Here is a 22,845-nt window from a genome sequence, read left to right on the forward strand (position 1 = left end):
GGCCTCAGGGAGAACGGGGTGGCCACGGGGGCACCCGCCGGGACGGGCGGGTGCCCCCGTGCACGGCGTCAGCTGCGGTGGAACACGACCTCGGGGTCGGCCGCCGTCGGACCGTCCAGGCGCGGCGCCGGCTTCCCGCGCAGGTGCAGGTCGAAGAAGTCGCCGACGTACGCCCGGGTGATCTGCTGGGAGCGGGTGCCCGACAGCGGTGTCTCCGGGTGCGGGTACCCGACCTGGTCGCCCAGTACGGGCCAGTCGGTGAAACCGGGATGCCCCGCCCCCGTGACGGTCAGCCAGCGCTTCCAGCCGTCCAGCCGGGGCCAGCCGTCCTCCCAGGAGGTGTCGGGGAAGTCGGGCGGCAGCAGCGCGGGGTCACCGGCGAGCATCAGGAAGGGCCGTCCGCCGAGACCGGCCTGGGGTACGGGCGTGAAGAAGGTGCCGTCCATGTTGACCCCGGCGTCCACGCGCGGGTCCACGGCCATGGTGGCCGATGCGGCCGCACCGCCGATCGAATGCCCGGCCATGCCGATGTGCCGGGGGTCGATCAGCCAGGAGTACCGCCACGCCGGGCGCGGGCCGGTCAGCCGGTCGAGGACGAACGGGATGTCACGGGCCCGGCCGTCGGAGACCCGGTGCAGCGACCCGTCGGGGAACACCTGCTCGCACGCCTTGCAGGTCAGCATCCGGCCGCCGGGGAAGACGGTGCCGTCCGACTCGTACGCGTGGTCCACCGCCGCGACGACGTACCCGCGGCCGGCGAGGTCCTCCGCCAGGGTGGTCAGCGAGGAGCGGGGCATGGTGAAGCCGGGGGAGAGCACGATCAGCGGGTAGCGGCTCGCGGCGGGCCGGGGCAGCGCGCCCGTCCGTGCGTTCATCCGGGTGGCCGCAACGCGTTCGGGAGTGACGTACTCGCCGAGCTGCCCCCGGTCGGTCAGCAGCGCCTTGGCCTCGGGAACGCTCATGTAGGGAGCGGGAGTTCCGGTGTGTGCGAGCGCAGGGTAGTAGAGCGACAGGAGTAATTCCCGGTCGGCCGTGGGCACCCAGGGGTCCTTGCGCTCCCGGTCCACCAGGTGGAGGGTGTCGCGGCCCACGGCGAAGTCGCCGGTGGGCCTCGGGAGTTCGAGTCTGGAGACGCCGGCCGGGGTGGACGCGGCCACGGCGGGCGTGGCGAGCGTGCCGGGCGCGGCGAGGACCAGACCGGTCGCCACAGCCGTCAGCACGCGGATGATCTTCTTCATGCCGGCATCGTAGGGCATTTTTAGGCAAGGCTTGCCTAACTTCAATGAGATGTCGTGGAGTTGGGCCGGCCGGGTGCGGCGCTGGGGGGGTCCGGACATCCGTATTCGGTCAAGCTGAGTGGCCGTCGGGTGAACCGTGTGCGGCCGGCGGCAGGTCAGGGAGGGGTGGGGCCGCACGTCGCGGGCCGTGTGACCGGCATCGGGGTGCGGCGACGGGGTGGGGGCGCCCCCTGTGAGCTGCCCGAACGACCATTCGTTCGCCGGTATGCGGATGCTCTGTCCGTAAATCGGTCCTGAGTGTGCGACTTGTCTTTGTGTCAGACAGTCTGATCCCGCAACGGCGCGATATCGAAACCAAATATCGCGTTCAACCTTTGAATCGAAAGAGAGTTCCGTCGTGCGTCACCGCATCGCAGCTGCCTCCGCCGCCACGCTCCTCTGTCTGGTGGGTGCCACCGGCATGGCAGCCGCCCAGCCCTCCAGCCTGTACGCCCCGTCCGCCCTGGTGTTCACCGTCGCACAGGGCGACGACGTCGCCACCTCCACCGCCGTCCGGGCCGTCACCCTCAGCTGCGCCCCGACGGCGCTGGGCACCCACCCTGACCCGCAGGCCGCCTGCACCACCCTCAACTCCACCGACGGAGCGCTGGACCGCCTGCTGGCCTCGCCGAACCCGGACCGCGCCTGCCCCATGCACTACGCCCCGGTCACCGTCACCGCCGACGGTGTGTGGAAGGGCAGCCGCGTCGCCTGGAAGCACACCTTCTCCAACACCTGCGTGATGTCCGTGACCCTCAACGGGAACGCCCTCTTCGCGTTCTGATCCCGCGTCGGATCCGCGTCGGACCCGCGTCGGACCTGTGCCGGATTTGGGCCGGACCTGTGCCGGGCGTGCTCCGGGCGTGCTCAGGGCACCCCGTGGAGCGCGCCCCGCTTCCGGACCGTTCCCGGCCCGGAAGCGAGGCGCCCCCTTCCTTCACAGGTCTGTACCTCTACACCGCTACGTGTTCCGCTCCCGGGCCGAGACGGTGACGTGGTCCACCCGCATCGCATGGCCCGGCTCGGTGGCCGGACCCGCGCTCGCGCCGTCGGCGAGCGGCAGACTGCCACCGACCGCCACGTTGAGGATCAGGAACAGCCCGTGGTCGACGGCCGCCTTCCACGTCCCCGGGTCCATCCGGTCGGCGGTCACCCGGTGGTACACGCGCCCGTCCAGATACCAGCGGACCTCCTGCGCGCCGGGCGCGAGGTCGACCTCGACCGCGTACGAGTGGAACGCCGTACGGCAGCCTTCGCACGGCTGCGGACCGGAGGTCAGGCCGGCGGGTTCCCGGCACGGGCCGCCTTCCAGTACACCGCAGTGCATCGTCCCGAAGACGGTGTCCCGCCCGTTCACGGACTCCATGACGTCGAGCTCCCCGACCCCCGGCCACCCCGTGTACCCGTCGCGCAGCGGTGCCCCCAGGGTCCAGAAGGCCGGCCAGTATCCCGCCGCCTTCTCCCCGGTCACGTCCGGCAGGGCGATCGACGCCTCGATCCGCAGGACCCCACCGGGCGGCGGCGCGAAGTCGGAGCGCCGCGTCTCGATCCGCCCCGAACTCCACTGCCCGTCCTTGCGGGTGGGCACGATCTCCAGCGCACCCTTCCCGTCGAGGCGGACGTTGTCGGTCGAGTCGGTCATGGTCTCGACCTCGCCGGTGCCCCACCGCGGCGCGGGGCAGCCCGGGTAGCAGGTGCCGATGTCGTGGATCCAGTCGGTGGCCGACGGACGGGCGCCCGCCGGGCCGTCGAAGTCGTCGCGCAGCAGCCGCGTCCACCCGTCCGCCCCCGGCGCCCCCGTGGCCGTCCCCGGTGCCGCTCCACCCGCGGCGGGCAGCAGACCGGCTTCCGTGAACAGCCGCTCCAGCCGGTCGGTCAGGACCACGGCCGCCGCGTTGGTCAGGTGGGCGTCGTCCCGGTAGAGCAGGATCCGGTCGAGCACGGCCGGGCAGGTCGGCCCGTCGCCCGGGCACAGGACCTGGTTCACGCCGACGCTCCGTACGCCGGGCAGGGTGCCGGACGCGATCCGCCGCGCCAGCGGATCCGGCAGCTGGGCGTCCGTGCGGCTGAACGCGCAGTCGGCCGGGGATCCGGGACTGCCGGACACGCACGCCGGGATGTCCCTGCCGGGTACGGGCGTGTCCTCGACGTAGACGATCGGTGCCCCCAGGGCCCGGAGCGGCGTCAGGGTCTTCTCCCAGGCCTCGGCCAGCAGCTTCGCGTCGTCGGTGTACCGGTTGAGCGAGGCGATCACGATGAGGCGGGGCTTCGGCTGCTGCCGCAGCCGCTCCAGGGAGTCCGCCCGCCAGGTGTCGCACTCCCGGTAGGCGCGGCCGAGCTGCGGGCTGTCCACCGCGAGCTCCGGCAGCGGGCAGCCCTGCTTCACCAGCTCCTGCAGCGCCCAGCCCCGTTGCGAGGCCAGCGCCAGCATCGGGGAGAACCACTGCCCGGCGTGCGAGTCCCCGAGCAGCACGATCCGGTCCGGGCTGTCCACCGCGCCGAACAGGCAGTCCGGGCTGCGCGTCTCGGCCGGGGCGACCTCGCAGGCCCCGTCCGGCGGGAAGTCCCCCCGGGCCTGCGCGGGACTCGGCACCACCGGCCCGTCGACGAGCGGCGTACCGGCCGTCCGGGCGAGCAGGGTGGGACCCGAGGCTGCGCCCGGGGGCAGCCCCTGCGTGTCCACCGGGCCGGCCGGGCCCAGCACGCGCAGCGTCGTCGTACCCACCACCAGCGCGAGGACCACCGGCAGCACGATCGACGACACGCCCACCGACAGTCCGCGGCGGGGGAGTTCGGAGACCGTACGGCTGCGGCGCAGCGGCTGCTCCACCCAGCGCATGGTGGCCAGGGCCGGCAGTACGGCCGCCAGGGTCAGTGCGGTCTTCGCAGGCCAGCCGAGCGTGCCGAGCCGGGCCTCGGCGAGGACGAGCACCGGCCAGTGCCACAGGTACAGGGTGTAGGAGAGCCGCCCGACGGCCCGGGGCGCCCGCCCCGCCAGCAGCCGCCCCACGTCCCACGTGCCCGGGGTGTGCCGCTCGCCCCGGCCGGGTATCGCGGCGAGGATCACGGCGGCGGTGGCCAGGGTCGGCACGAGCGCCGCGTATCCGGGGTACGGGGTCCCGGCGTCGTACGACACGACGCACCAGCCGATCGCCGCGGCCCCGGCCCAGCCGCACAGCAGCCGCAGGGGTCGCGGACCGCGCATCAGGTGCCAGGGCAGCAGGGCGAGCAGCGCCCCGACGCCGAACTGCCAGACCCGTGAGGGAGTTCCGAGGTACGCGAGGGAGACGGAGTGCCCGGTCCAGTACACCGCCAGCGCGAACGAGGCCAGGGCGAGCGGGGCGGCGGCCAGCATCACGACGAGCCGTACGGCCCGGCCCCGGCGGACCGCCCGGGCCGCGCACAGCACCAGCACCGCCAGCAGCGGGGCCCAGAACAGGTAGAACTGCTCCTCGACGGCGAGGGACCAGAAGTGCAGCAGCGGGCTCTGGTCGTGCCCGGCGGCGAGGTAGTCGGTCCGCTGCGACACGAACCGCCAGTTGGCGAAGGACAGGGCCGCAGCGACGACGTCGTACTCCATGTCGGCGCGCCGCAGCGGTACGGTCAGCCAGGCCCCGGCGACGGCCACCGCGGCGAGCACCACGGCGGCGGAGGGCAGCAGCCGCCGGGCCCGCCGGGAGAAGAAGTCACCGAGCCGGATCCGGCCGGTGGTGATCGCCTCCCGGACCAGCAGGCCGGTGATGAGGTAGCCGGAGATGACGAAGAAGACGTCCACGCCGACGAAACCGCCGCTCGTCCAGGGAAGGCCGGCGTGGAAGGCGAGCACCGCGAGGACGGCGACCGCGCGCAGCCCCTCGATGTCGGGCCGGAAGGCGGACCGGTGCGGGCTCGGCCCGGACTCATGGCCGGAACGGGAGCCGGACGGCAGCTCTCCGGCCCTCGGGGCGGAGCCCCCGCGGGGCCGGCGCCGGCCGGGTGTGACGAGGAAGGACATGCGGATGGTGCCTTTCAGCTCAGCCAGGGAAGCATCGGGTCGACCCACCCCGATGCCAGCAGGCCGGTCAGCAGGAGGACCGCGGAAGCGGCGACGGTCTCGGGCCAGCGGCGCGGCAGCACGCCACCGCGCGGGCGCAGCGCGGCCCGTACCCGGGCGCGCACCGGCCCGGCGGCCGGGTGCAGTTCGGCCACCAGGTCACGGATCAGCGGGACGTTGATCTGGCACTGCACCAGCAGGTAGAGGAGCAGCCCCCAGTTGGGCTCCCAGCCGTTGCGGGCCACGGCCAGGGCGAGACCGGTGGCCGCGGCGCCGTTGGAGAGGACGAGCCAGCCGAGCGAGACGGCGATCACCCGGCGGGCCATCCCGCCCGGAGCCCCCGCACTTCGCGCGCCGGTGGGCACCCAGGCGGCGCTGCGCCCCCGCAGCGTGTGCGCGAACGCGGTCGCGGCGGCCACGCTGGTCAGGACGTTCGCCCGGATGACCTCCACCCGCCAGCGGGTGCGGCTGATCCGCGGCAGCAGCACGTGCCACAGCCACAGCGGCGCGAGCAGGGGCAGTACGTGCCAGGGCCGGATGTGGTCCGGGAACCAGAACATCATCACCAGCGGCGGCAGCGGCGCCGCGAAGGTGTTCACCGCAGTGGTCAGATAGCCGACGATGCCCTCGTAGAAGCACAGCCGCATCCGCCAGGGCGCGCGCATCCGCCGCAGCACGGGCGTGCCGATCAGGTGGAGGTTGCCCATCGCCCACCGGTACTGCTGGTTGACGAAGGAGGTGACCCGGTCGGGCGAGGTGCCCTTGGCGACCAGTACCGGCACGTACTGGGTGCGGAACCCCTGCTCGTGCAGGGCGAGCCCGGTGTACAGGTCCTCGCTGTGGTCGAGCCGGGCGAAGCCGCCGGCCAGGTCGATCGCGCTGCGCCGGTACACGGCGTTGCTGCCGCAGCAGATGGCGGCGTCGCTCGCGTCCCGGGACGGCTGGATCCAGCGGAAGAACCATTCCTGCGCGGAGCCGGCGGCCCGCTGGATCCACCCCATGGTCTCGTCGGTGTCGAAGCACTGCGGGCTCTGCACGATGCCGACGGCCGGGTCGGCCAGGTAGGGCACGAGGTGGCGCAGGAAGTCCGGCCGCGGGGCGAAGTCCGCGTCCAGGATCGCGATGAACTCGGCGCTGCTCAGGGTGAGCGCGTGGTTGAGGTTGCCGGCCTTCTTCAGGTGCCCCCGGTCGGGTCGTACGACGTACTCGTAGCCGTACGAGGCGGCCAGCGCGGCGACCTCGGGCCGGTCGGCGTCGTCCAGGATCCAGACGGTCAGCGCGCCGGGCCAGTCGACGGCCGTAACCGCGCGGTAGGCGTTGGCCAGGACGTCGAGCGGCTCACCGCAGGTGGGCAGGTACAGATCGACGTCCGGCAGGGCGGCGGGCCGCCAGGCGTGGACGAGCACCTCGTGCGACTGCCGGGTGAGCCGGCGCTGGCGCAGGCTGTTGACGGAGGAGAGGGCGAGGGCGACGAGGTTGAGCCCGAGGACGGCGAGGAATGCCCACAGGGCCGGTGTCCGCAGGGCGAAGGTGAACATGGTCGCCGCCGTGAACACGAAGGCGAGCGAGGTACTGACGAGGACCCAGCGGCGCTGCGGTCCGAAGTACCAGTAGAGCTCTTCGTCGGATGGTGGTTGCGGAAGATGATGAAAGGTCATAAAGCCCCCCACGGCTGTGCATGTACCCGTTTCAGGTGGCCCATCCTAGTAGTAAAGGTATAGACCAATTGTTGCGAGAGTGTGGCACCGGAGCCAATGCGCCACGGATTGGCGCGACTTCAATGGTCCAGACCTCTTGGTCGCCATTCGACCGGCCGCGCCGGGCGGGTCCGGGGAGGCGCGGGTCACGTGGGGGTGAACAGTCCTGGAACTCGCCGGGGCGGCCGGGTCCGTGCCAGCCGGGTGCGGGGTCCCGGAGGGTCAGGCGGTGGTGAAGATCCGGTCGAGGTGGTGGTGGAGCACCGCGACGGCCGACTCGGGCTTCCGCTGGCCCACCAGGATGCTGGTGCCCATGGTCGCGGTCATGGCCAGCAGGCTGATCGCCTCCGTGCGCGCGTCGGCGTCCGGGTCGGCCAGGCCGCTCTCCTGTGCCTGTCGGAGCAGGCCGGCGACGGCGTTCTCCGCGGCGTCGGGGTTGTCGATGAACGGCTGGGCGGCGAGGGCCTCGTCGGTGACGGACAGGATCGAGTACGAGCTGTAGAGGAGGTGGAAGGTGCGGCCCTCCTCGTCGGTGGGGAGGGAGGCCAGCAGCAGCGCCTCGATGGTCGCGCGCGGGCCGGGGTTCGGGCCGACGGCGCGCAGGCGCTCGCCCACGCGCGCGGTGAAGCGGTCGGTGAGGTGCTGGAGTCCGTAGAAGAGCAGCTTCTCCTTGGTCTCGAAGTAGTACTGCACCAGTCGCAGCGACACCCCCGCCTCCGCCGCGACGTCGCGCATGCCCACGGCGTGCAGTCCGCGCCGCCCGGCCACCTGGATGAGCGCCTCGGCGATCTGGGCGCGCCGCTCCTCATGGTCCACGCGCTTCGGCATGTGTCGTCTCTCCGCCCGTCGGTGGTGCGCTCGCGTCCGTGGTCCGGACCCCCGGACTCTTTCATGGTACCGCCGTACCATCGTTATGGTACGTTCGTATTACGAAGAATGGATCTTCGAAGACCGGAGGTGCCCCGTGCCCGAGAACACCAGCCGAACCCGTCCGCGCCGCGACGTCGGCCGCTATGTGAACGATGAGCTGCGCGACCGGTACTTCGCCGCGGGCGACGCGCTCTACGCGATGGGCGCACCCGCCCGCTGCGAGACGGACGTCGAGACCAGCTTCGGCACCACGCACGTCTACCGCTACGGACCCGACGACCCGGCCGCCGAGTCCCGCACCCCGGTCGTCCTGATCCACGGCGCGGGGTACTGCTCGGCCATGTGGTACCCCAACACCCCCGCACTCAGCGCCGAACGCCCCGTCTACGCGCTCGACACCCCCGGCGACGCCGGCCGCAGCGTCCACCGCGAACCCATGTGGCAGCCCGAGCGCGCGGCCCAGTGGCTCGACGAGGCGCTGGAGGAACTGGGCCTCGACCGGGTCCACCTCGTCGGCTCCTCCTACGGAGGCTGGCTCGTGCTCAACCAGGCGCACCGCCGGCCCGGCCGGCTCGCCTCCGTCACGCTCCTCGACCCCGGCGGCCTGGAGAAGGTGGGCCTGCGCTTCTTCGCCTGGGTCTTCGTCAGCCTCTTCGCCAGCTTCGCCCCCAAGGCGCTGCGCCCGCGCCTCGCCGCCTGGCTGGAGCAGCCGGTCATCGTCGTGCCCGAGCTGCGCAAGTGGGTCCAGCTGGGTGCCCGGGCCTTCCGGATCCGACGCCCCGCACCCCTGCCGCTGGCCGAGGACGCGCTGCGCTCCATCCGCACCCCGCTCTACCTCGTCCTGGGCAAGCGCAGCCTGCTCGTACACCCGAAGCGCCAGCTGGAACGCGTGCCGCGCCTGATACCCGGCGCCCGCGCCGAGATCGTCGCCGCGACCGGCCACGGCCCGCAGATCGACCACCCCGACCTGGTCAACGCGCGGATGCTGAGCTTCATGGAGGACGTCGACTCCCTCGCTCCCGCCGGTGCCTGAGCCCGGCCGGTGCCTGAGCCCGGCCGGTGCCTCCGGATTCCGTGGGCAGGACCGGAAGTGATGTGTCGATCGTCCGGATCGTCGCTGTTCATCCCGGTCCGGTGGGGCAAGGATGTCCCCCTGCGATTCGGCTTCCACGTGACGTGATCCGGGGGGATTCATGACAACGAGAACACGACGCACCAGAAACACGAGGCGTGCAGGACGTACGGGGCGTACGAGGCGCACGGGCTTCGCGGTGGCGGGCAGTTTCCTCGCCGCCCTCGGTATGACGGCTCCCGCGCAGGCGGCCGCGGGGGGAACCGCCGCACCCTGCAAGCCGTCCATCCAGGTCCTTCAGGCGCTGCCCGGCACCGACGATCCGCATCCGAGCCCCTGGGTGCGCCGCACCCAGGTCACGGCCATCGCACCGGGGCACTCGCACCTGGCGGTCGGTATGTCCGGCATGAAGCCGGCGTACTGGATCGGGGAACGGGTGTACGCGGTGCCGGTCCCCGCGGGCTCCGGTACGGGCCGCGTCGTGGACGTCAACCGGTCCGGCCTCATGGTCGGGCAGGTGACCACCCGCGAGGGCAGCAAGGCGTTCAGCTACCGGCACGGCGATCCCGCCATCACCGTACTGCCCGGCGGGGACGAGGCGAGCGGGGTCAACGACCGGGGCGTCATCGTCGGCAGTCTCTGGGACGCCGCCCAGAACCGGACCATCGGCGTGGAATGGTCGGGGGACAGGCTCCGCCGCGAACTGCCCCCGCCCGCCGGATACAAGCTCCACGAGACGTCCGGCCTCAACAACGCCGGGCAGGTTTCGGGCAACGGGCGGGCGCAGGAACCCCGCCCCGGCGCCCAGTTCCTCGTCGTCCCGGGGTTCTACTGGCCCGCGTACCCGGACTCGGCGCCCTCGGTGCTGGGGCCCGTCGACGACACGGGGGACACCTACGTCACCCGGGCGATCGACGATTCGGGCCGGATCGTCGGCTACGCGCGGCGGTGGACGGGGCCCGGCAGCGCGGAGTTCGCCGTGGTGTGGAACCGACCCGACGCCCTTCCGGTGTACGCACCCTGGGCACGCGGCGCGATCGGCGGAACGTTCGACTCGATCAGCCCGAACACCGGCGTCGCGGTCGGCCTGGCCGAGTTCACCTACGCGTCGCCGCGCCCGCCGGACAGCCCGGGAGCCCGGGCGCAGTACTGGACCGGCCGGGGGCCGGTGCGCGTCCTGCCCGGGCTGGGCCCGTCCCTGTTCACCGCCGCCTTCGCCGTCACGGACGACGACCGGGTCGGCGGAGCCGCGCTGGACGCGCAGAACCGGGTCCGGCCGGTGATCTGGACCTGTGCGTCCAAGCAGGCTTACGTCCTGGAGAGCCCCCGGCCGTAGGGCCGGTGCGGTTCGTTTCGTTCGGGGCAGGGCGGTCTCGGGCACGCCGTGGCGAGCACCCCCGTGGTTCGCCACGGCGTGTGCGAGGCCGTCCTGCGTCAGCGGGTGGGGGAGGGCGGGGCCGCCTCGGGCGTGCCCGTGGCGTGGAAGCGGGTGATGCGCTGCGGGGGGACGATCGCGGGGAGGAGGAAGTTCCACAGGTCGGTGACGCGCGTGTGGAGGTCTTCGCGGCGGGTGCGGACGTGCGAGGTGACCTGGATGCCGGTGAAGGCTCCGACGAGCAGGGCCGAGAGGTCCTGGACGTCGAGCGACGGGTGTATGTCGCCGCGCTGCTGAGCGGGGGTCAGGCAGCTGCGGCAGGTGTCGATCCAGGCGTCGTAGGGGGTCGGGTCGGGATGGGTGAAGGAGCCGAACTCGATGACCAGGCGGATGCCGGCGCGGATGCGGACGTCGGTGCGCAGGCCGTGGGCCATCCGGTGGGTGAGGTCGATGACGGTCTGCAGGCCCGGGTTCTCGACGGCGGGGAGGTGTTCGGAGACCTGGAACTGCTCGTCCATCAGGGTGCGGGCGAGGGCTTCCTTGGACGGGAAGTGGAAGTAGAGGGCGCCCTTGGTGACTCCGGCGTGCTTGACGACGTCGCTGAGGCTGGTGCCCTCGAACCCGCCGTGATCGAAGGCGGTCGCCGCGCCGTCGAGTATGGCTTGGCGGGTGATCTCGGCCCGCTCCTGTCTGGCCCTCGCCACGTTTTGCTCGTCCCTTTGGTCACTGCCCGAGCGGTGTTCGCCGCGGTGTGCCGTCAATGTAGTCGGGCAATGCGAAACGAAACCAGTCGGCAGGTACTTTTTTGCTGAGACGGTGAGCGGTTCGGGGAGTTGTGTGGTTCTTTGCGTGATTCTTTTTCGGCGGCGAACGCTTCTGGACGTCAATGGACCGGCGTCGAAGGCGAGTTGGCCGGGCGGTCGGGGTAGTCGGGGAGCGCGAGTGCGGTGGCGTCCTTCGCCGCCTTGAGCATCCAGGTGAGGATGCGTCGTCTGCTGAGCAGGGTGTTGCGCAGGCGCAGGCCCGGTTTCGACGAGGGGGCGAGGAAGCGGCCCGTCCGGTCTCCGCCCTTCTGGCGGTCCTGGGCGTAGGCACGCAGCAGGGACTCGTAGCGGGTGAAGGCGGCCCGGTGGTCCCCGGGCGAGCGGGAGAGTTCACCGGCCAGGACGTACGCGCCGAGGACCGCGGTGCCGGTGCCCATCCCGCCGATGGTCGCGCCGCAGGCGGCGTCACCGAGGAGGGCGATGCGGCCGGCGGACCAGACGGGGGAGTCGGCGCGGCTGATCGAGTCGAAGTAGAGGTCGTCGGCGGTGCCGAGGGAGTCGAGGAGGCGGTCCACCTTCCAGGGCAGGCCCGCGAACGCCCCGCGCAGGAGGCGTTTGTGGGCCGCGGCGTCATGGCGGTCGTACGCGAGCTCGGGGGAGGCGAAGACGAGGAAGGCGCGGGCCCGGGCGGGGTCGGTGTGGTCTGCAGCGACGCTGGCGAGGCGCCCGGGGGTGTTGTGGCCGATGGAGCCGGTGCCCGGGCGCAGGTCCAGGTCCAGGTCCGGGTGGTTGGGCAGGCTCCAGGTGGCGGCGTAGTGGCCGAGGTGGGTGACATGGTCGGCATCCGGGCCGAAGGCGAGGCGCCGGACGTTCGAATGGAGGCCGTCGGCGCCGATGACGAGGTCGAAGGTGCGGGGCGGCGCGTGGCGGAAGGTGACGTCGACGCCAGTGGCCGTCTCGGTGAGGGAGGTGATGCAGTCCCCGAAGACGTACTCGGCGCCGGCGGCGAGCGAGGCCTCGTAGAGGATCCGGGAGAGGTCGCCGCGCAGGACCTCGATGTCGCCGCCCGCGAACTCGGCGGGCAGGTGCAGGAGTTCGCGGCCACCGGCATCGACGAAGGTCATGGGACTGCCGCCGGTGCGGACGCGGTGGAGGGCGTCGAGGATCCCCATCCGCCGAAGGACGTGGAGCTGGGTCCCGCCGCGGAAGTCGACGGCCTGGCCGCCCGGGCGCAGGGCGGGGGCTACCTCGACGACGGTGGGGCGCAGGCCGTGGCGGCCGAGCCGGTGGGCGAGGGCGGGGCCCGCGACGCCGGCGCCCGAGATGAGGACGGTACGGGCCGCGGGGCGCGGGCCGCCGGTCTGGTCGGGCAGTGCGGTCATGGGGGACTCCCGGCCTGAGATTTAATTGTGTCCTACGGATACTGATTCGATACCGTGTACGGTAGACGCAGTTTCCGTGCGAGCGCAAGGGGAAAGCGATGGCGAGCGATCAGTGGGGCCCGGCCGTGCGGTTGCTGTGGGGGCCGCCCCCTGCCGGGCCCGCGCGCGGACCGAAGCGGGGGCTCACGCTGGAGGGGATCGCCCGGGCGGGTATCGGGATCGCCGACGCGGAGGGCCTGGGCGGCGCGTCGATGCAGCGGGTGGCCGCGGAGCTGGCCGTCACCAAGATGGCCCTGTACCGGTACGTGCCGGGGAAGGCCGAACTGGTCGCGCTGATGGTGGAGGGCGCCATGCCCGCGGTGGCGCAGCCGACGGGCGGCCCCTGGCGGGAGCGGCTTGAGGAGTGGGCGCGGGGGCTGCTGGAGGGCCTTCGGCTCCACCCGTGGCTGTTGGAGGCGACCGTCGGCGTACGGGTCATGGGCCCGCGGGAGCTGGAGTGGATGGAGCGGGCGCTCGCCGCGCTCGACGGGTGTGGGCTGACCGGGGCGGAGGCGATGGACGCGGTGGTGCTGCTCGCCGGGCATGTACGCGGCATCGCGGAGCAGGAGCGGGCCGCCGGCGCGGGAGCCGGGTCCGGGGCCGCGGGGGAGGGCCCGGATGCCCAACTCGCGGCGATGCTGGGCGAGATGATGCACGCGCACGGGGAGCGGTTCCCCGCACTCGGGGCGGCACTGGCCTCGGCGGCGGAACACGGCGGGCGGGACCAGGCCCTGGAGTTCGGGCTGGATCGCATCCTGGACGGGCTCGAACTGCTGATGACCCGCCGCGCGGGAGGGAACTGACGTCACGCACGCCACAGGCCGGGACGGTGCGGCAGGGCGTCCATACCTTCCTCACCCTGCGAAAGGCCCCTCGCTGACCACCGCCGAGACACCGGTCCCGGCTCCGGCTTCCGTCTCCGGGCCTGTTTCCGGGCCTGTTTCCGGCCGGCCCTGGGCCCGGTAGCGGCCGGGTGTGGTGCCGAACTCGCGGCTGAAGGCGTGCGAGAGGGCGTACGGGCTGCCGTAGCCGACCCGCCGCGCCACCGCGGCCAGCGGCTCCTCGGACTCGCGCAGGGCCGCCGCGGCCAGACTCAGCCGCCACCACGTCAGGTATGCCATCGGAGGCCGGCCCACCAGGGAGGTGAAACGCCGGGCCAGGGTGGGCCGGGACACCCCGACCTGCGCCGCCAGACGCTCGTTGGTCCACGGCGCGGCCGGGTCCGCGTGCAGGGCCCGCAGCGCGCCGGCCGCCACCGGATCGCCCAGCACCGCCGGCCACGTCCCGCTCCCGCCCTCGGCCACCCAGGAGCGGATCATGTAGACGAGCAGCAGGTCGAGCAGGCCGGGCACCGCGATGCCGGAACCGGGCCGCTGCTCGCCCAGCTCACGGCCCAGCAGGTCGATGGCGGACCGTAGTTCGGGCCGCGCCCCCACCCGGGACGGCAGGTGCACGATCTGCGGCAGCTCCGCCATCAGCGGATGCGCCCGGCTGCGGTCGAGCCGGTACTTGCCGCACAGCATCTCCACCACACCGCCACCGGCCCCCGCTCCAGCCGCCACACCCACCCCGTCCGGCGCGCCCCCGAGCCCGCCAGGCCCGCCAGGTCCTCCACCCCCGGCTCCCGGCCCCCCGCGCGGGCCCGCTCCAGCTGCCGCACCCGGTACGCCTGTCGTGCGTACCGCGTCCCACTGTCCGAACGGCACCGCCCGCTCGATCTCCCGCGCACCGGCCGGACGGTCGGCGATCACATGGCCCGCCCCGTGCGGCAGCAGCACCGCGTCCCCCACGCCCAGTGACAGGGGCGCACCGCCTCCGTCGGGCAGCAGCCAGCAGCTGCCCTCCAGCACGATGTGGAACCCGGCGCCGTCGTACGGGTCGAGACGGGCGCACCAACTCCCGTTCACCCGAACCCGCTGCGAGGAGGGCCGCCCGATCCGTACGGTCGAGATCGCATCGCTCACCACGTCCATCCCGTCACGCTACCGGACCGCCGCCTGGTATGAGACGCCTGCGTATTGCTGTGAGCCGGGCGGGCATTGAGGGGCTCACCGGCTTCTTTCTAGGGTCGTGGCATGACGAATGAGAACAAGCAGTCGATCTGGCTGGGCGATGTCGAGGTCATCCGGGTCCGCGAGTGGCAGGGCTTCTTCACCTCCCCCCGCGACCTGGTGCCGGACTCCGCCGCGGTGTGGCAGGACAACAGGCACTGGCTGGCACCGGACCACTGGCAGCCGGAGCAGGACCAGGCGGTGATGGCCCTGCAGTCCTGGGTCCTGCGCAGTGCCGGCCAGACCGTCCTGATCGACACCGGGGTCGGCAACGGCCGCGAACGCCCCCACACCCCCCATTTCCACCACTGGCAGACCGACTTCCTGGGAGCCCTGGCCGACGTCGGCGTCCACCCGGAGGACGTCGACGTCGTGGTCAACACCCACCTCCACGCCGACCACGTCGGCTGGAACACCCACGACGTGGGCGGAGAATGGGTCCCGACGTTCCCCCGCGCCCGCTACCTCATCCCTGCGGCGGACGACTTCCACTTCGGGCCGGGCAACTCCTCGGGAAAGGGCCGAGGCCCGGACGACGGCCTGGTCCACGAGGACAGCGTCGCGCCCATCCACCGGGCCGGACAGGCCGTGCTGTGGGACGGTGCCCACCGCATCGACGAACACCTCACCCTGGAGGCGGCTCCCGGCCATACTCCCGGCTCGTCCGTCCTGCGTCTGGACTCCCAAGGTGAGCGGGCCGTGTTCGTCGGCGATCTCATGCACAGCCCGGTGCAGATCGTCCAGCCCTCCTGCAACAGCTGTTTCTGCCTGGACCCGGTACAGGCGGCGGCCAGCCGCCGCCGCGTCCTGCAACGGGCGGCGGACGAGCGGGAACTGGTCGTCCCGGCCCACTTCGCCGGCCCGGGCGCCCTGAACATCCGCGCTACCGCCGGCACCTTCGCCCCCGCCCGCTGGGCCTCCTGGCCCCCCTCCGACGACACGGCCGCCCCGCAGCACTCCTGACCTCCCGAGGTGAGCTCGTGCTCGGTTGCCGTGCCCCCGAGGCGCGGGCGCGATTCTGGCGCGAGGCCCTGGACTTCGTGGTGCTCGGTCGCGAAGGGGACGATTTCAAGGCCCGCCCCGACCCGTTCTGACCGCCAACACACCCCCTAGCATGCGGGGCATGAGTGATCTTGACGGGCGGTTGCGCGGGTTCCGGCTCGATGTGGGTCAGGGGGAGCTGGACGACCTGCAGGAGCGGCTGGGCCGGGTGCGGTGGCCCGACGAGCTGCCCGGGGTCGGCTGGGCGTACGGGATGCCGCTCGCCCGGATGCGGGAGCTCGTCGGCTACTGGCGCGAGGGCTACGACTGGCGGGCGGCCGAGGCCCGGCTGAACGAGTGGCCGCAGTTCACCACGGTCATCGACGGCGCGCGGGTGCACTTCGCACACGTCCGCTCGCCCGAGCCGGACGCGACCCCACTGCTGATGACCCATGGCTGGCCGGGCTCGCCGGTGGAGTTCCAGCGCGTCGCGGGCCCGCTCACGGACCCCCGGGCGCACGGCGGCGACCCGGCGGACGCCTTCCACCTGGTGCTGCCGAGCATCCCCGGCTTCGGCCTCTCGGGGCCCACGACCGAGACGGGCTGGGAGTTCAAGCGGGTGGCCCGGGCCTTCGGCGTGCTGATGGACCGCCTCGGCCACCGGTCGTACGGGGTGCAGGGCGGCGACTGGGGGGCCGCGATCTCGCGCGAACTCGGGCTGATCCGGCCGGACCACGTGATCGGGGTGCACCTGAACCTGCTGCCCGGAGGCGGGGCCACCGCCGAACCCCGGCCGGAGGAACTGGCCGCGCTGTCCCCCGCCGAACAGGAGCGGACGCTGGCCTCCTGGGAGCGGTACCGGATCTGGGCGCGCGAGCGGCAGGGGTACGCCGACATCCAGGCGACCCGGCCGCAGACCCTCGCGTACGGGCTCAACGATTCGCCGGTCGGGCTGCTCGCCTGGATCGCGGAGAAGTTCACCGAGTGGAGCGACCCCGCGTGCCCGGTGGACCGGGACCAGATGCTGACCAATGTGATGCTGTACTGGCTCACCGGAACGGCCGGCAGCGCGGCCCGCATCTACTACGAGCGGGCCCACGCCGCGTACGCCGGCCGGCCGCCCGAGGTGTCGCGGACCCCGACCGCACTGGCCGACTTCCCCCGGGACAACTTCATCCCGCTGCGCCACATCGCCGCGCGCACCGACACCATCGTGCGCTGGACCTCGTACGACCGGGGCGGCCACTTCCCCGCCATGGAGGTGCCCGAGCTGCTGGTGGGGGACATCCGCGCCTTCTTCCGGCAACTGCGCTGACCGGCATGTGAAAACGGGTGGGCCGGGGCGCGGACCGGATGTGATGATCGCCCGGTGATCGATGAACAGCGGACCCGGCCCGTGCTGACCGGCGACGAACGCGCCACCTTGACCAGTGTCCTGCAGTGGCAGCGGGACACCCTGATGATGAAGTGCGCGGGGCTGAGCGACCACCAGTTGCGCATGCGGGCGGTGGCCCCGTCCGGGCTGAGCCTGCTCGGGCTGGTGCGTCACCTCGCGGAGGTCGAGCGCGGATGGTTCCGCAACGTCCTGGCCGGGGAGGACGTACGGGGCTACTTCCCGAAGAACGAGGCGGGGGAGTGGACGGAGTTCCACGTCGAGGACGCGGACGTGGCCGGCTCGTTCCGGATCTGGGAGGAGACGTGCAAGCGGTCGCGCGCGATCGTGGACGCGGCCGAGTCCCTCGACGTGACGGGGAACTTCGGCGACCAGCCGTACTCGCTGCACTACATCCTGACCCACATGATCGAGGAGTACGCCCGCCACAACGGGCACGCGGACCTGCTGCGCGAGGCGATCGACGGGACGACCGGGGAATGACCCGGGCATGACCCCGGAACGACCCGAAAATGACCCCGGAACGACCCGGAAATGACCGTGCCGCGGCAGGTCCCGGCACGGTACGGTCCGAAGCCATGCTGATCACGAAGTACACCCATGCATGTGTCCGGATCGAGCAGGACGGCCGGGTTCTCGTCATCGATCCCGGCACGTGGAGCGAACCAGCGGCCCTGGCCGGCGCGGACGCCGTGCTGGTGACCCACGAGCACACCGACCACGTCGACGTGCTGCGCCTGGCGGCGCTCGGCGTACCGGTCTACGCCCCCGCCGAGGCGGACATCCCGCAGCTGGACGTCATCGGGGTGTCCTCCGGTACGGAGTTCACCGCCGCGGGCTTCCGCATACGGGCGGTCGGCGGCCGCCATGCCTTCATCTACGGCGGCCAACCCGACTGCGCGAACCTCGGTTACGTCGTCGAGGACGCGGTCTACCACCCGGGTGACTCGCTGCACGTGCCCGGGCAGGAGATCGAGACGCTGCTCGTGCCGGCACAGGGGTCGTGGCTGAAAGTGGTGGAGGCCATCGATTTCGTCAAGGCCGTGAACCCACGGCGGGCGTTCGCCATTCACGACGCGCAGATCAACGACCGCGGTCTCAGCAGCGTCAACGGCTGGCTCGGTGAGGAGACTTCGCACGGCTACCGCTACCTGAGGCCCGGCGAATCGCTCTGAGGCGCCGGACCCCTTCCTGGCCCCGCCACCTGCGGCGGAGCAGGATAGTCTCCGTCGAATGGTTCGACAGGGATCCCTCTCCACGCTGCGGCACAAGCCGTTCAGATTATTCCTCCTGGCACGTCTGATCTCGATGAGCGGCACGGCGATGGCCCCCGTGGCCCTGGCCTTCGCCGTCTTCGGATTCGACAGCAGCCCGGCGTCCCTGGCGGTCGTCCTCGCCGCCAACACCGCCCCGCAGGTCGTCCTGCTCCTCGTCGGAGGAGTGATCGCGGACCGGTTCTCCCGCCGACGGGTCATCGTCATCGGCAATGTGCTGCCGGCCGTCACCCAGGGCTGCGTCGCACTGCTCGTGGCGACGGGAACGGCCACCACCGGCCGGATCGCCCTGTTCGCGGCGCTGGCGGGCTGTGCGTCGGCGCTGACCCAGCCCGCCATGAACAGCCTGCTGCCGCAGCTCGTCGATCCCGGCGAGCTGCAGCAGGCGAACGCGCTGATGAGGTTGCCTGGCAACCTCATCCGCATTCTCGCGCCGACGGTCGGCGGCGCCCTCGTCGCCCTCGTCGGCCCGGAACTGACCCTGGGCTGGGACGCCGCCAGTTTCGCGGTCGCGGCCCTCCTCTGCAGCCGTCTCGACGTGTCCGGACCCGTCAAGACCACGGCTTCAGTCTTCCGCGACTTCAAGGATGGCTGGAAAGAGTTCTCCCGTCTCTTCTGGATCTGGTCCTACACGCTGTCCGGCACCGTGGTCGTCGCCCTCTGGCTCGGCGGCTATCAGCTCCTCGGCCCCGTCATGGCCCGGAACAGTCATCTGGGTGCTCCTTCATGGGGAATCGTCCAGGGGGCATTCGCGGCGGGCCTGTTGCTGGGTGGAATCGTTTCACTCAAATGGAAGCCATCCAGGATCATGGTCGTCTGCGTATGCGCCAACCTGCCTCTCGCGCTGCCCTTCCTCGCACTCGCCTGGGGCGCGCCGCTCGCCGTGCTGGCCGGGGCGGCTGTCATGGCGGGCATCGGCCTCGACATCGCGATCGTGTGCTGGAACACCGCCGTGCAGGAGCAGCTCCCGTCCGAGGTGCTCGGGCGGGTCAGCTCCTTCAGCTCGGCCGGTGAGCTCATGTCCGTGCCGCTGGGCTACCTCGTCGTGGGCGCCGCGGCGACCTCCCTCGGTACGGAGTCCGTCCTTCTCTGGAGTGCCGTACTGATCACCTTGGCGAGCCTGGTGCTGCTGCTCGCCCCGAGCGTGTGGGCGGTACGCAGGATGCCCGCGGACCCGGGTCCGGCCGCCGCGGCGGCGGCGGCGGGAGACCAGGACCGGAGGAGCCGGACCGGCCGGTCGCCCGATCAGGTGGCGCGCCCGTAGCGGACCGCTGTGCTCCAGATCCGCTCCAGGCGCACCCGGGTGCCTGGGCGTGGGGCATGCCAGATCCGGTCGTCGCCGGCGTAGATCCCCACGTGGGTCATGGTCGCACCGCTGGGGAAGAAGACCAGGTCCCCGGCCGCGCGATCGGCCTCGGGGATGTGGCGGGTGTGCTCGTACTGCTGCTCGGCGGTCCGTGGAAGCCGTTTGCCCGCCTTCTTGAAGGCGTAGAGGGTGAGGCCCGAGCAGTCGAAGCGTTTGGGGCCGGTGGCGCCGTAGGCGTACGGCGAGCCCTGTTTGGAGGCGGCCACCGCGACGGCTCTGGCGCCATACGGGGCGGCGGCGTGCGCCGGGGCTGCGGGGCCGGTCGTTACGGCGGCCGTCAGGAGCAGCAGCGAGAGAATGGCGCGGGCTCTGGGGCAACAACACGTGGGGAGGAGGCCCTTGGGGGCCCCTCGGAAGTCGGTCCTGAAGCAGGGCATCGTGACACCTCCGCAATCGGTTGGCAGATACCGAGTCAGATCAGTGGTCGGGGTCCTGTTCTCGGTCGGATACGTCATGGCTCTGACGGCGGACCAGTTTTCTCCGACGGGATCCGCCGAACAACGCGGGACACAGTCTCATTTGTCTCGATTTTGCATTCGATTCGAGATCATAGGGCTGAATGATCGCCATATGGGCGCGCCCGACACGCCGGTCCGCGGCGCCGGTGCGGGCTCGCCCCGGATAATCGACGCGAGGCCGGATCCGCCGACTTCTATGATCATCGGATGGAGAATCCCCGCTACCCCGTGAAGCCCCGCCCCGGAGACCAGATCGCCGTACTTTCGCCCTCGTCCGGCCTTCCCGGTCTGTTCCCGCTGCCCTACGAGTTGGGGCTGAGCAGACTCCAGGACGACTTCGGGCTGAAGGCGGTGGAATACCCGACGACCCGGACGATGGGTGCGACGGCGGAGGCGCGGGCCGCCGACATCCACGCGGCCTTCGCGGACCCCGACATCAAGGCGGTGATCGCCAGCATCGGCGGCGACGACCAGATCACCGTCCTTCCCCACCTCGACCGCGACCTGCTGCGCGCCCACCCCAAGCCGTTCCTCGGCTACAGCGACAACACCAACCTGCTGCTGTTCCTGCGGGACTTGGGCATCGTCGGCTACCACGGCGGATCGGTCATGGTCGAGTTCGGACGGCCCGGCGCGATGCACCCGTCGACCGCCGCCTCCCTGCGGGCCGCGCTGTTCACCTCGGGCGAGTACGAGCTCACCGCGGCAAGCGCCTACGGGGACGTCAACAGCCCCTGGGAGGACCCGCAGACCTTCGCATCCGAGCCGTACATGGAACCTGCCGACGGCTGGTCCTGGCACAACGCCGACCGGGTCGTCGAAGGCATCAGCTGGGGCGGCAACCTGGAGATCATCTCCTGGCTGCTGATGGCCGACCGCGTGGCGCGACCGGTCGAGGCCTACGCCGGCAACGTGCTGTTCCTGGAGACCTCCGAGGAGATGCCCCCCGCCGAAGAGGTCTACCGGATCCTGCGCGGCATGGGCGAACGCGGGCTGCTGCGGCAGTTCCCCGCGCTGCTCATGGGCAGGGCGAAGAGCTGGTCGTTCGAGAACCGGCTCGACGCCGACGCCAAGGCGGACTTCCGCCGGCAACAGCGCGAGGCCGTCCTACGGGCCCTCCGCCGGTACGCCCCCGACACGATGGTGGTGTTCGACGTCGACCTCGGCCACACCGACCCGCAGCTCGTGATCCCCGTCGGCGGCCACATCCGCGTGGACGGCCCGGCACGCCGGATCGTCGTCACGTACTGAGCCCGGGCTCAGCGGCTGTCGGAGCGGTAGGCCCGCATCGCCGGCGGCATGAAGACCGCGGTGATGCCCGCCGCCCAGAGCAGCGACCAGAGGATCGGCCCGCCCGCCGGCGTACCGAGCAGCAGCCCCCGGAACGCGTCCGACAGATACGTCACGGGGTTGACCTCGACCCAGGCCTGGAGCCACCCGGGCATGGTGTCGACCTCGACGAACGCTGTGCTCGTGAAGGTGAGCGGGAAGATGAAGGTGAAGGCGAAGACCTGCACCTCCTCCGCGTCCGCGGCCTTCATCCCGATCAGTACCGCCGCCCACGAAACGGCCGCCGCGAACGTCAGGAGCAGCAGGGTCGCGCCGAGGAAGCCCGCAGGACCGCCGGTGATCTCGAAGCCCAGCACCGTGCCAAGCGCGATCATCAGGAGCATGGCCCACAGCTGTTTGGCCAGGTCGGCCCCGATCCGGCCGAACAGCGGAGCCGAACGGGCGATCGGCAGGCTGCGAAGCCGGTCGAACACGCCCTTGGTCGTGATGTTGTAGTCGACGAGCTCCAGCGGATTGTGCTTCACCGAGACCAGGCTGCGCCAGGCCATGGTGGCGGTCTGCCGCAGGGCCGCCGGAGGCCTCACCCGGCCGCCGCGGCCCAGGCTGTCCGTGAGGGTCGTGCCGGTCATGACGGACTCCCTGCTTCCGCGTACGGGCCGTCGGCGTCGTCACCGGAGCCGGCATCGGCCCCTGCCTCGACGTCGTCCTGCGGAGCGGCCCGCTCGTCGGGCGTCCCCCCGGCAATCACCCGCCCGTTGTCGATCACCACGATGCTGTCGGCGAGCCGGTCGGCCTCGTCCAGATACTGCGTGGTCAGCAGCTCCGCCACCAGCAAGCGCAGCATGTCCCACACCTCACCGCGGCTGCGCGGATCGAGCCCGGTGGTCGGCTCGTCCAGGAAGAGGATCCGCGGCCGCCCGACCAGACTGGCCGCGCGGAAATCGGCACCCCTTCCACTCTGACGCCCACCACCGACAGCCGCCCCGGCGGGCGGATGCCGGTCGACCGGCGGAGGGTGGTCCTACGAGGTTCCGCAGGCGGCCGGAACGGCGGCCCCGGGAGCGACCCGTATCCGGTCCCGCGCGTACACCACGGTCTCGCCCGGCAGGATCAGCAGCCCGGGCTCCCCGTCCTGACCCGCCCCGCCGATCGGCTGCACCTGCACGGCCGGGCCGAGTCCGCCGGCCATGAACACCGTCGGATCGACCTCCCAGCCGTGCACGGCGAGCCACAGCTCCAGCGCCGCCGTGTCCCGTGCCTGCGCGTCGCGCGGCCACTCGAACGTCGTGCTCCCCATCCCTGCCCCCTGTAGGTGGTCGGATCACCGCCGATGATCCTGCCACCCCGCTCTGACAGTCGCAGCCCGATATCGGCGCGGGGGGGGGGGGGGGGGGGGGGGGGGGGGGGGGGGGGGGGGGGGGGGGGGGGGGGGGGGGGGGGGGGGGGGGGGGGGGGGGGGGGGGGGGGGGGGGGGGGGGGGGGGGGGGGGGGGGGGGGGGGGGGGGGAGGGGGTCTCGAGACAA

General features: G+C 72.1%; 20 protein-coding genes and 2 pseudogenes. 11 read left to right on the forward strand and 11 right to left on the reverse strand.

Going from position 1 to position 22,845, the window contains the following annotated elements:
• Nucleotides 1–68: 68 nt before the first annotated feature.
• Nucleotides 69–1,238 (reverse strand): alpha/beta hydrolase family protein, encoded by a 1,170-nt coding sequence (locus ACZ4YL_RS34265; protein ID WP_468121715.1) that lies wholly within the window; start codon nt 1,236–1,238, stop codon nt 69–71.
• A gap of 460 nt (nt 1,239–1,698) precedes the next feature.
• Between ACZ4YL_RS34265 and ACZ4YL_RS34270 the strand changes: the two genes are divergently transcribed.
• Complete coding sequence (locus tag ACZ4YL_RS34270) at nt 1,699–2,061, forward strand: subtilase-type protease inhibitor (protein WP_468121746.1); 363 nt, start codon at nt 1,699–1,701, stop codon at nt 2,059–2,061.
• 177 nt (nt 2,062–2,238) lie between these two features.
• Here the strand turns inward: ACZ4YL_RS34270 and ACZ4YL_RS34275 are convergent, their stop codons facing one another.
• The 3 genes from ACZ4YL_RS34275 to ACZ4YL_RS34285 form a co-directional block, all read right to left on the reverse strand.
• Nucleotides 2,239–5,271, reverse strand: coding sequence for an acyltransferase family protein (locus ACZ4YL_RS34275; RefSeq protein WP_468121716.1), 3,033 nt, complete (start codon nt 5,269–5,271; stop codon nt 2,239–2,241).
• A 14-nt stretch (nt 5,272–5,285) separates the two neighbouring features.
• Nucleotides 5,286–6,968 carry a glycosyltransferase family 2 protein gene (locus ACZ4YL_RS34280; protein WP_468121718.1) on the reverse strand — a complete coding sequence of 561 codons (1,683 nt, stop codon included), beginning with the start codon at nt 6,966–6,968 and terminating at the stop codon, nt 5,286–5,288.
• Between the two features lie 261 nt (nt 6,969–7,229).
• Complete coding sequence (locus tag ACZ4YL_RS34285; RefSeq protein WP_468121720.1) at nt 7,230–7,835, reverse strand: TetR/AcrR family transcriptional regulator; 606 nt, start codon at nt 7,833–7,835, stop codon at nt 7,230–7,232.
• 136 nt (nt 7,836–7,971) lie between these two features.
• On the opposite strand from ACZ4YL_RS34285, the gene ACZ4YL_RS34290 reads away from it, so the two are divergent.
• A complete protein-coding gene (locus tag ACZ4YL_RS34290; protein ID WP_468121721.1) occupies nt 7,972–8,910 on the forward strand; it encodes an alpha/beta fold hydrolase in 939 nt (312 codons plus the stop codon).
• Nucleotides 8,911–9,148: 238 nt separating this feature from the next.
• Complete coding sequence (locus ACZ4YL_RS34295; RefSeq protein WP_468121723.1) at nt 9,149–10,285, forward strand: hypothetical protein; 1,137 nt, start codon at nt 9,149–9,151, stop codon at nt 10,283–10,285.
• Between the two features lie 98 nt (nt 10,286–10,383).
• Here ACZ4YL_RS34295 and ACZ4YL_RS34300 read toward each other — a convergent pair whose 3' ends face one another.
• The gene (locus tag ACZ4YL_RS34300) at nt 10,384–11,028 is read right to left on the reverse strand and encodes a ScbR family autoregulator-binding transcription factor (protein ID WP_468121724.1); all 645 of its coding nucleotides are present in this window, start codon (nt 11,026–11,028) and stop codon (nt 10,384–10,386) included.
• Nucleotides 11,029–11,207: 179 nt separating this feature from the next.
• Nucleotides 11,208–12,470, reverse strand: a complete 1,263-nt coding sequence (locus tag ACZ4YL_RS34305) for an FAD-dependent monooxygenase (protein WP_468121726.1) — start codon at nt 12,468–12,470, stop codon at nt 11,208–11,210.
• 98 nt (nt 12,471–12,568) lie between these two features.
• On the opposite strand from ACZ4YL_RS34305, the gene ACZ4YL_RS34310 reads away from it, so the two are divergent.
• Complete coding sequence (locus ACZ4YL_RS34310) at nt 12,569–13,312, forward strand: TetR/AcrR family transcriptional regulator (RefSeq protein WP_468121727.1); 744 nt, start codon at nt 12,569–12,571, stop codon at nt 13,310–13,312.
• 51 nt (nt 13,313–13,363) lie between these two features.
• Here ACZ4YL_RS34310 and ACZ4YL_RS34315 read toward each other — a convergent pair whose 3' ends face one another.
• The gene (locus tag ACZ4YL_RS34315; protein ID WP_468121729.1) at nt 13,364–14,482 is read right to left on the reverse strand and encodes an AraC family transcriptional regulator; all 1,119 of its coding nucleotides are present in this window, start codon (nt 14,480–14,482) and stop codon (nt 13,364–13,366) included.
• A 102-nt stretch (nt 14,483–14,584) separates the two neighbouring features.
• On the opposite strand from ACZ4YL_RS34315, the gene ACZ4YL_RS34320 reads away from it, so the two are divergent.
• The 6 genes and pseudogenes from ACZ4YL_RS34320 (at nt 14,585) to ACZ4YL_RS34345 (ending at nt 19,472) form a co-directional block, all read left to right on the forward strand.
• On the forward strand, nt 14,585–15,523 hold the full coding sequence (locus ACZ4YL_RS34320; RefSeq protein ID WP_468121730.1) for an MBL fold metallo-hydrolase: 939 nt from the start codon (nt 14,585–14,587) through the stop codon (nt 15,521–15,523).
• 17 nt (nt 15,524–15,540) lie between these two features.
• A pseudogene (locus ACZ4YL_RS34325) lies at nt 15,541–15,627 on the forward strand (VOC family protein); the annotation flags it as partial.
• Nucleotides 15,628–15,683: 56 nt separating this feature from the next.
• Nucleotides 15,684–16,856, forward strand: coding sequence for an epoxide hydrolase family protein (locus tag ACZ4YL_RS34330; RefSeq protein ID WP_468121731.1), 1,173 nt, complete (start codon nt 15,684–15,686; stop codon nt 16,854–16,856).
• Between the two features lie 54 nt (nt 16,857–16,910).
• Nucleotides 16,911–17,417, forward strand: coding sequence for a DinB family protein (locus tag ACZ4YL_RS34335; RefSeq protein ID WP_468121732.1), 507 nt, complete (start codon nt 16,911–16,913; stop codon nt 17,415–17,417).
• A 95-nt stretch (nt 17,418–17,512) separates the two neighbouring features.
• Complete coding sequence (locus ACZ4YL_RS34340; protein ID WP_468121733.1) at nt 17,513–18,109, forward strand: MBL fold metallo-hydrolase; 597 nt, start codon at nt 17,513–17,515, stop codon at nt 18,107–18,109.
• A 58-nt stretch (nt 18,110–18,167) separates the two neighbouring features.
• Nucleotides 18,168–19,472, forward strand: coding sequence for an MFS transporter (locus ACZ4YL_RS34345; RefSeq protein WP_468121735.1), 1,305 nt, complete (start codon nt 18,168–18,170; stop codon nt 19,470–19,472).
• Here ACZ4YL_RS34345 and ACZ4YL_RS34350 read toward each other — a convergent pair.
• The gene (locus ACZ4YL_RS34350) at nt 19,454–19,951 is read right to left on the reverse strand and encodes a C40 family peptidase (protein WP_468121748.1); all 498 of its coding nucleotides are present in this window, start codon (nt 19,949–19,951) and stop codon (nt 19,454–19,456) included. The genes ACZ4YL_RS34345 and ACZ4YL_RS34350 overlap by 19 nt on opposite strands.
• Before the next feature lie 288 nt (nt 19,952–20,239).
• On the opposite strand from ACZ4YL_RS34350, the gene ACZ4YL_RS34355 reads away from it, so the two are divergent.
• Entirely contained in the window at nt 20,240–21,283 is a 1,044-nt protein-coding gene (locus tag ACZ4YL_RS34355; RefSeq protein ID WP_468121736.1) for a S66 family peptidase, read from the forward strand.
• Nucleotides 21,284–21,291: 8 nt separating this feature from the next.
• Here ACZ4YL_RS34355 and ACZ4YL_RS34360 read toward each other — a convergent pair whose 3' ends face one another.
• The 3 genes and pseudogenes from ACZ4YL_RS34360 to ACZ4YL_RS34370 all read right to left on the reverse strand — a co-directional run bounded on the left by ACZ4YL_RS34360 (nt 21,292) and on the right by ACZ4YL_RS34370 (nt 22,619).
• Nucleotides 21,292–21,951, reverse strand: coding sequence for an ABC transporter permease (locus ACZ4YL_RS34360; protein ID WP_468121737.1), 660 nt, complete (start codon nt 21,949–21,951; stop codon nt 21,292–21,294).
• Between the two features lie 92 nt (nt 21,952–22,043).
• Nucleotides 22,044–22,256: pseudogene (locus tag ACZ4YL_RS34365) on the reverse strand (daunorubicin/doxorubicin resistance ABC transporter ATP-binding protein DrrA); the annotation flags it as partial.
• 87 nt (nt 22,257–22,343) lie between these two features.
• The gene (locus ACZ4YL_RS34370) at nt 22,344–22,619 is read right to left on the reverse strand and encodes a hypothetical protein (protein ID WP_468121739.1); all 276 of its coding nucleotides are present in this window, start codon (nt 22,617–22,619) and stop codon (nt 22,344–22,346) included.
• Between the last annotated feature and the right edge of the window lie 226 nt (nt 22,620–22,845).

The organism is Streptomyces sp. NPDC030021 (assembly GCF_055574035.1).

Excerpts from the sequence above, each read along its gene's own strand:
- ACZ4YL_RS34265 (WP_468121715.1), bottom strand. The coding sequence starts at position 1,238 with ATGAAGAAGATCATCCGCGTGCTGACGGCTGTGGCGACCGGTCTGGTC.
- ACZ4YL_RS34270 (WP_468121746.1), top strand. The coding sequence starts at position 1,699 with ATGGCAGCCGCCCAGCCCTCCAGCCTGTACGCCCCGTCCGCCCTGGTG.
- ACZ4YL_RS34275 (WP_468121716.1), bottom strand. The coding sequence starts at position 5,271 with ATGTCCTTCCTCGTCACACCCGGCCGGCGCCGGCCCCGCGGGGGCTCC.
- ACZ4YL_RS34280 (WP_468121718.1), bottom strand. The coding sequence starts at position 6,968 with ATGACCTTTCATCATCTTCCGCAACCACCATCCGACGAAGAGCTCTAC.
- ACZ4YL_RS34285 (WP_468121720.1), bottom strand. The coding sequence starts at position 7,835 with ATGCCGAAGCGCGTGGACCATGAGGAGCGGCGCGCCCAGATCGCCGAG.
- ACZ4YL_RS34305 (WP_468121726.1), bottom strand. The coding sequence starts at position 12,470 with ATGACCGCACTGCCCGACCAGACCGGCGGCCCGCGCCCCGCGGCCCGT.
- ACZ4YL_RS34310 (WP_468121727.1), top strand. The coding sequence starts at position 12,569 with ATGGCGAGCGATCAGTGGGGCCCGGCCGTGCGGTTGCTGTGGGGGCCG.
- ACZ4YL_RS34315 (WP_468121729.1), bottom strand. The coding sequence starts at position 14,482 with ATGGACGTGGTGAGCGATGCGATCTCGACCGTACGGATCGGGCGGCCC.
- ACZ4YL_RS34320 (WP_468121730.1), top strand. The coding sequence starts at position 14,585 with ATGACGAATGAGAACAAGCAGTCGATCTGGCTGGGCGATGTCGAGGTC.
- ACZ4YL_RS34330 (WP_468121731.1), top strand. The coding sequence starts at position 15,684 with ATGAGTGATCTTGACGGGCGGTTGCGCGGGTTCCGGCTCGATGTGGGT.
- ACZ4YL_RS34340 (WP_468121733.1), top strand. The coding sequence starts at position 17,513 with ATGCTGATCACGAAGTACACCCATGCATGTGTCCGGATCGAGCAGGAC.
- ACZ4YL_RS34345 (WP_468121735.1), top strand. The coding sequence starts at position 18,168 with ATGGTTCGACAGGGATCCCTCTCCACGCTGCGGCACAAGCCGTTCAGA.
- ACZ4YL_RS34350 (WP_468121748.1), bottom strand. The coding sequence starts at position 19,951 with ATGCCCTGCTTCAGGACCGACTTCCGAGGGGCCCCCAAGGGCCTCCTC.
- ACZ4YL_RS34355 (WP_468121736.1), top strand. The coding sequence starts at position 20,240 with ATGGAGAATCCCCGCTACCCCGTGAAGCCCCGCCCCGGAGACCAGATC.
- ACZ4YL_RS34360 (WP_468121737.1), bottom strand. The coding sequence starts at position 21,951 with ATGACCGGCACGACCCTCACGGACAGCCTGGGCCGCGGCGGCCGGGTG.
- ACZ4YL_RS34370 (WP_468121739.1), bottom strand. The coding sequence starts at position 22,619 with ATGGGGAGCACGACGTTCGAGTGGCCGCGCGACGCGCAGGCACGGGAC.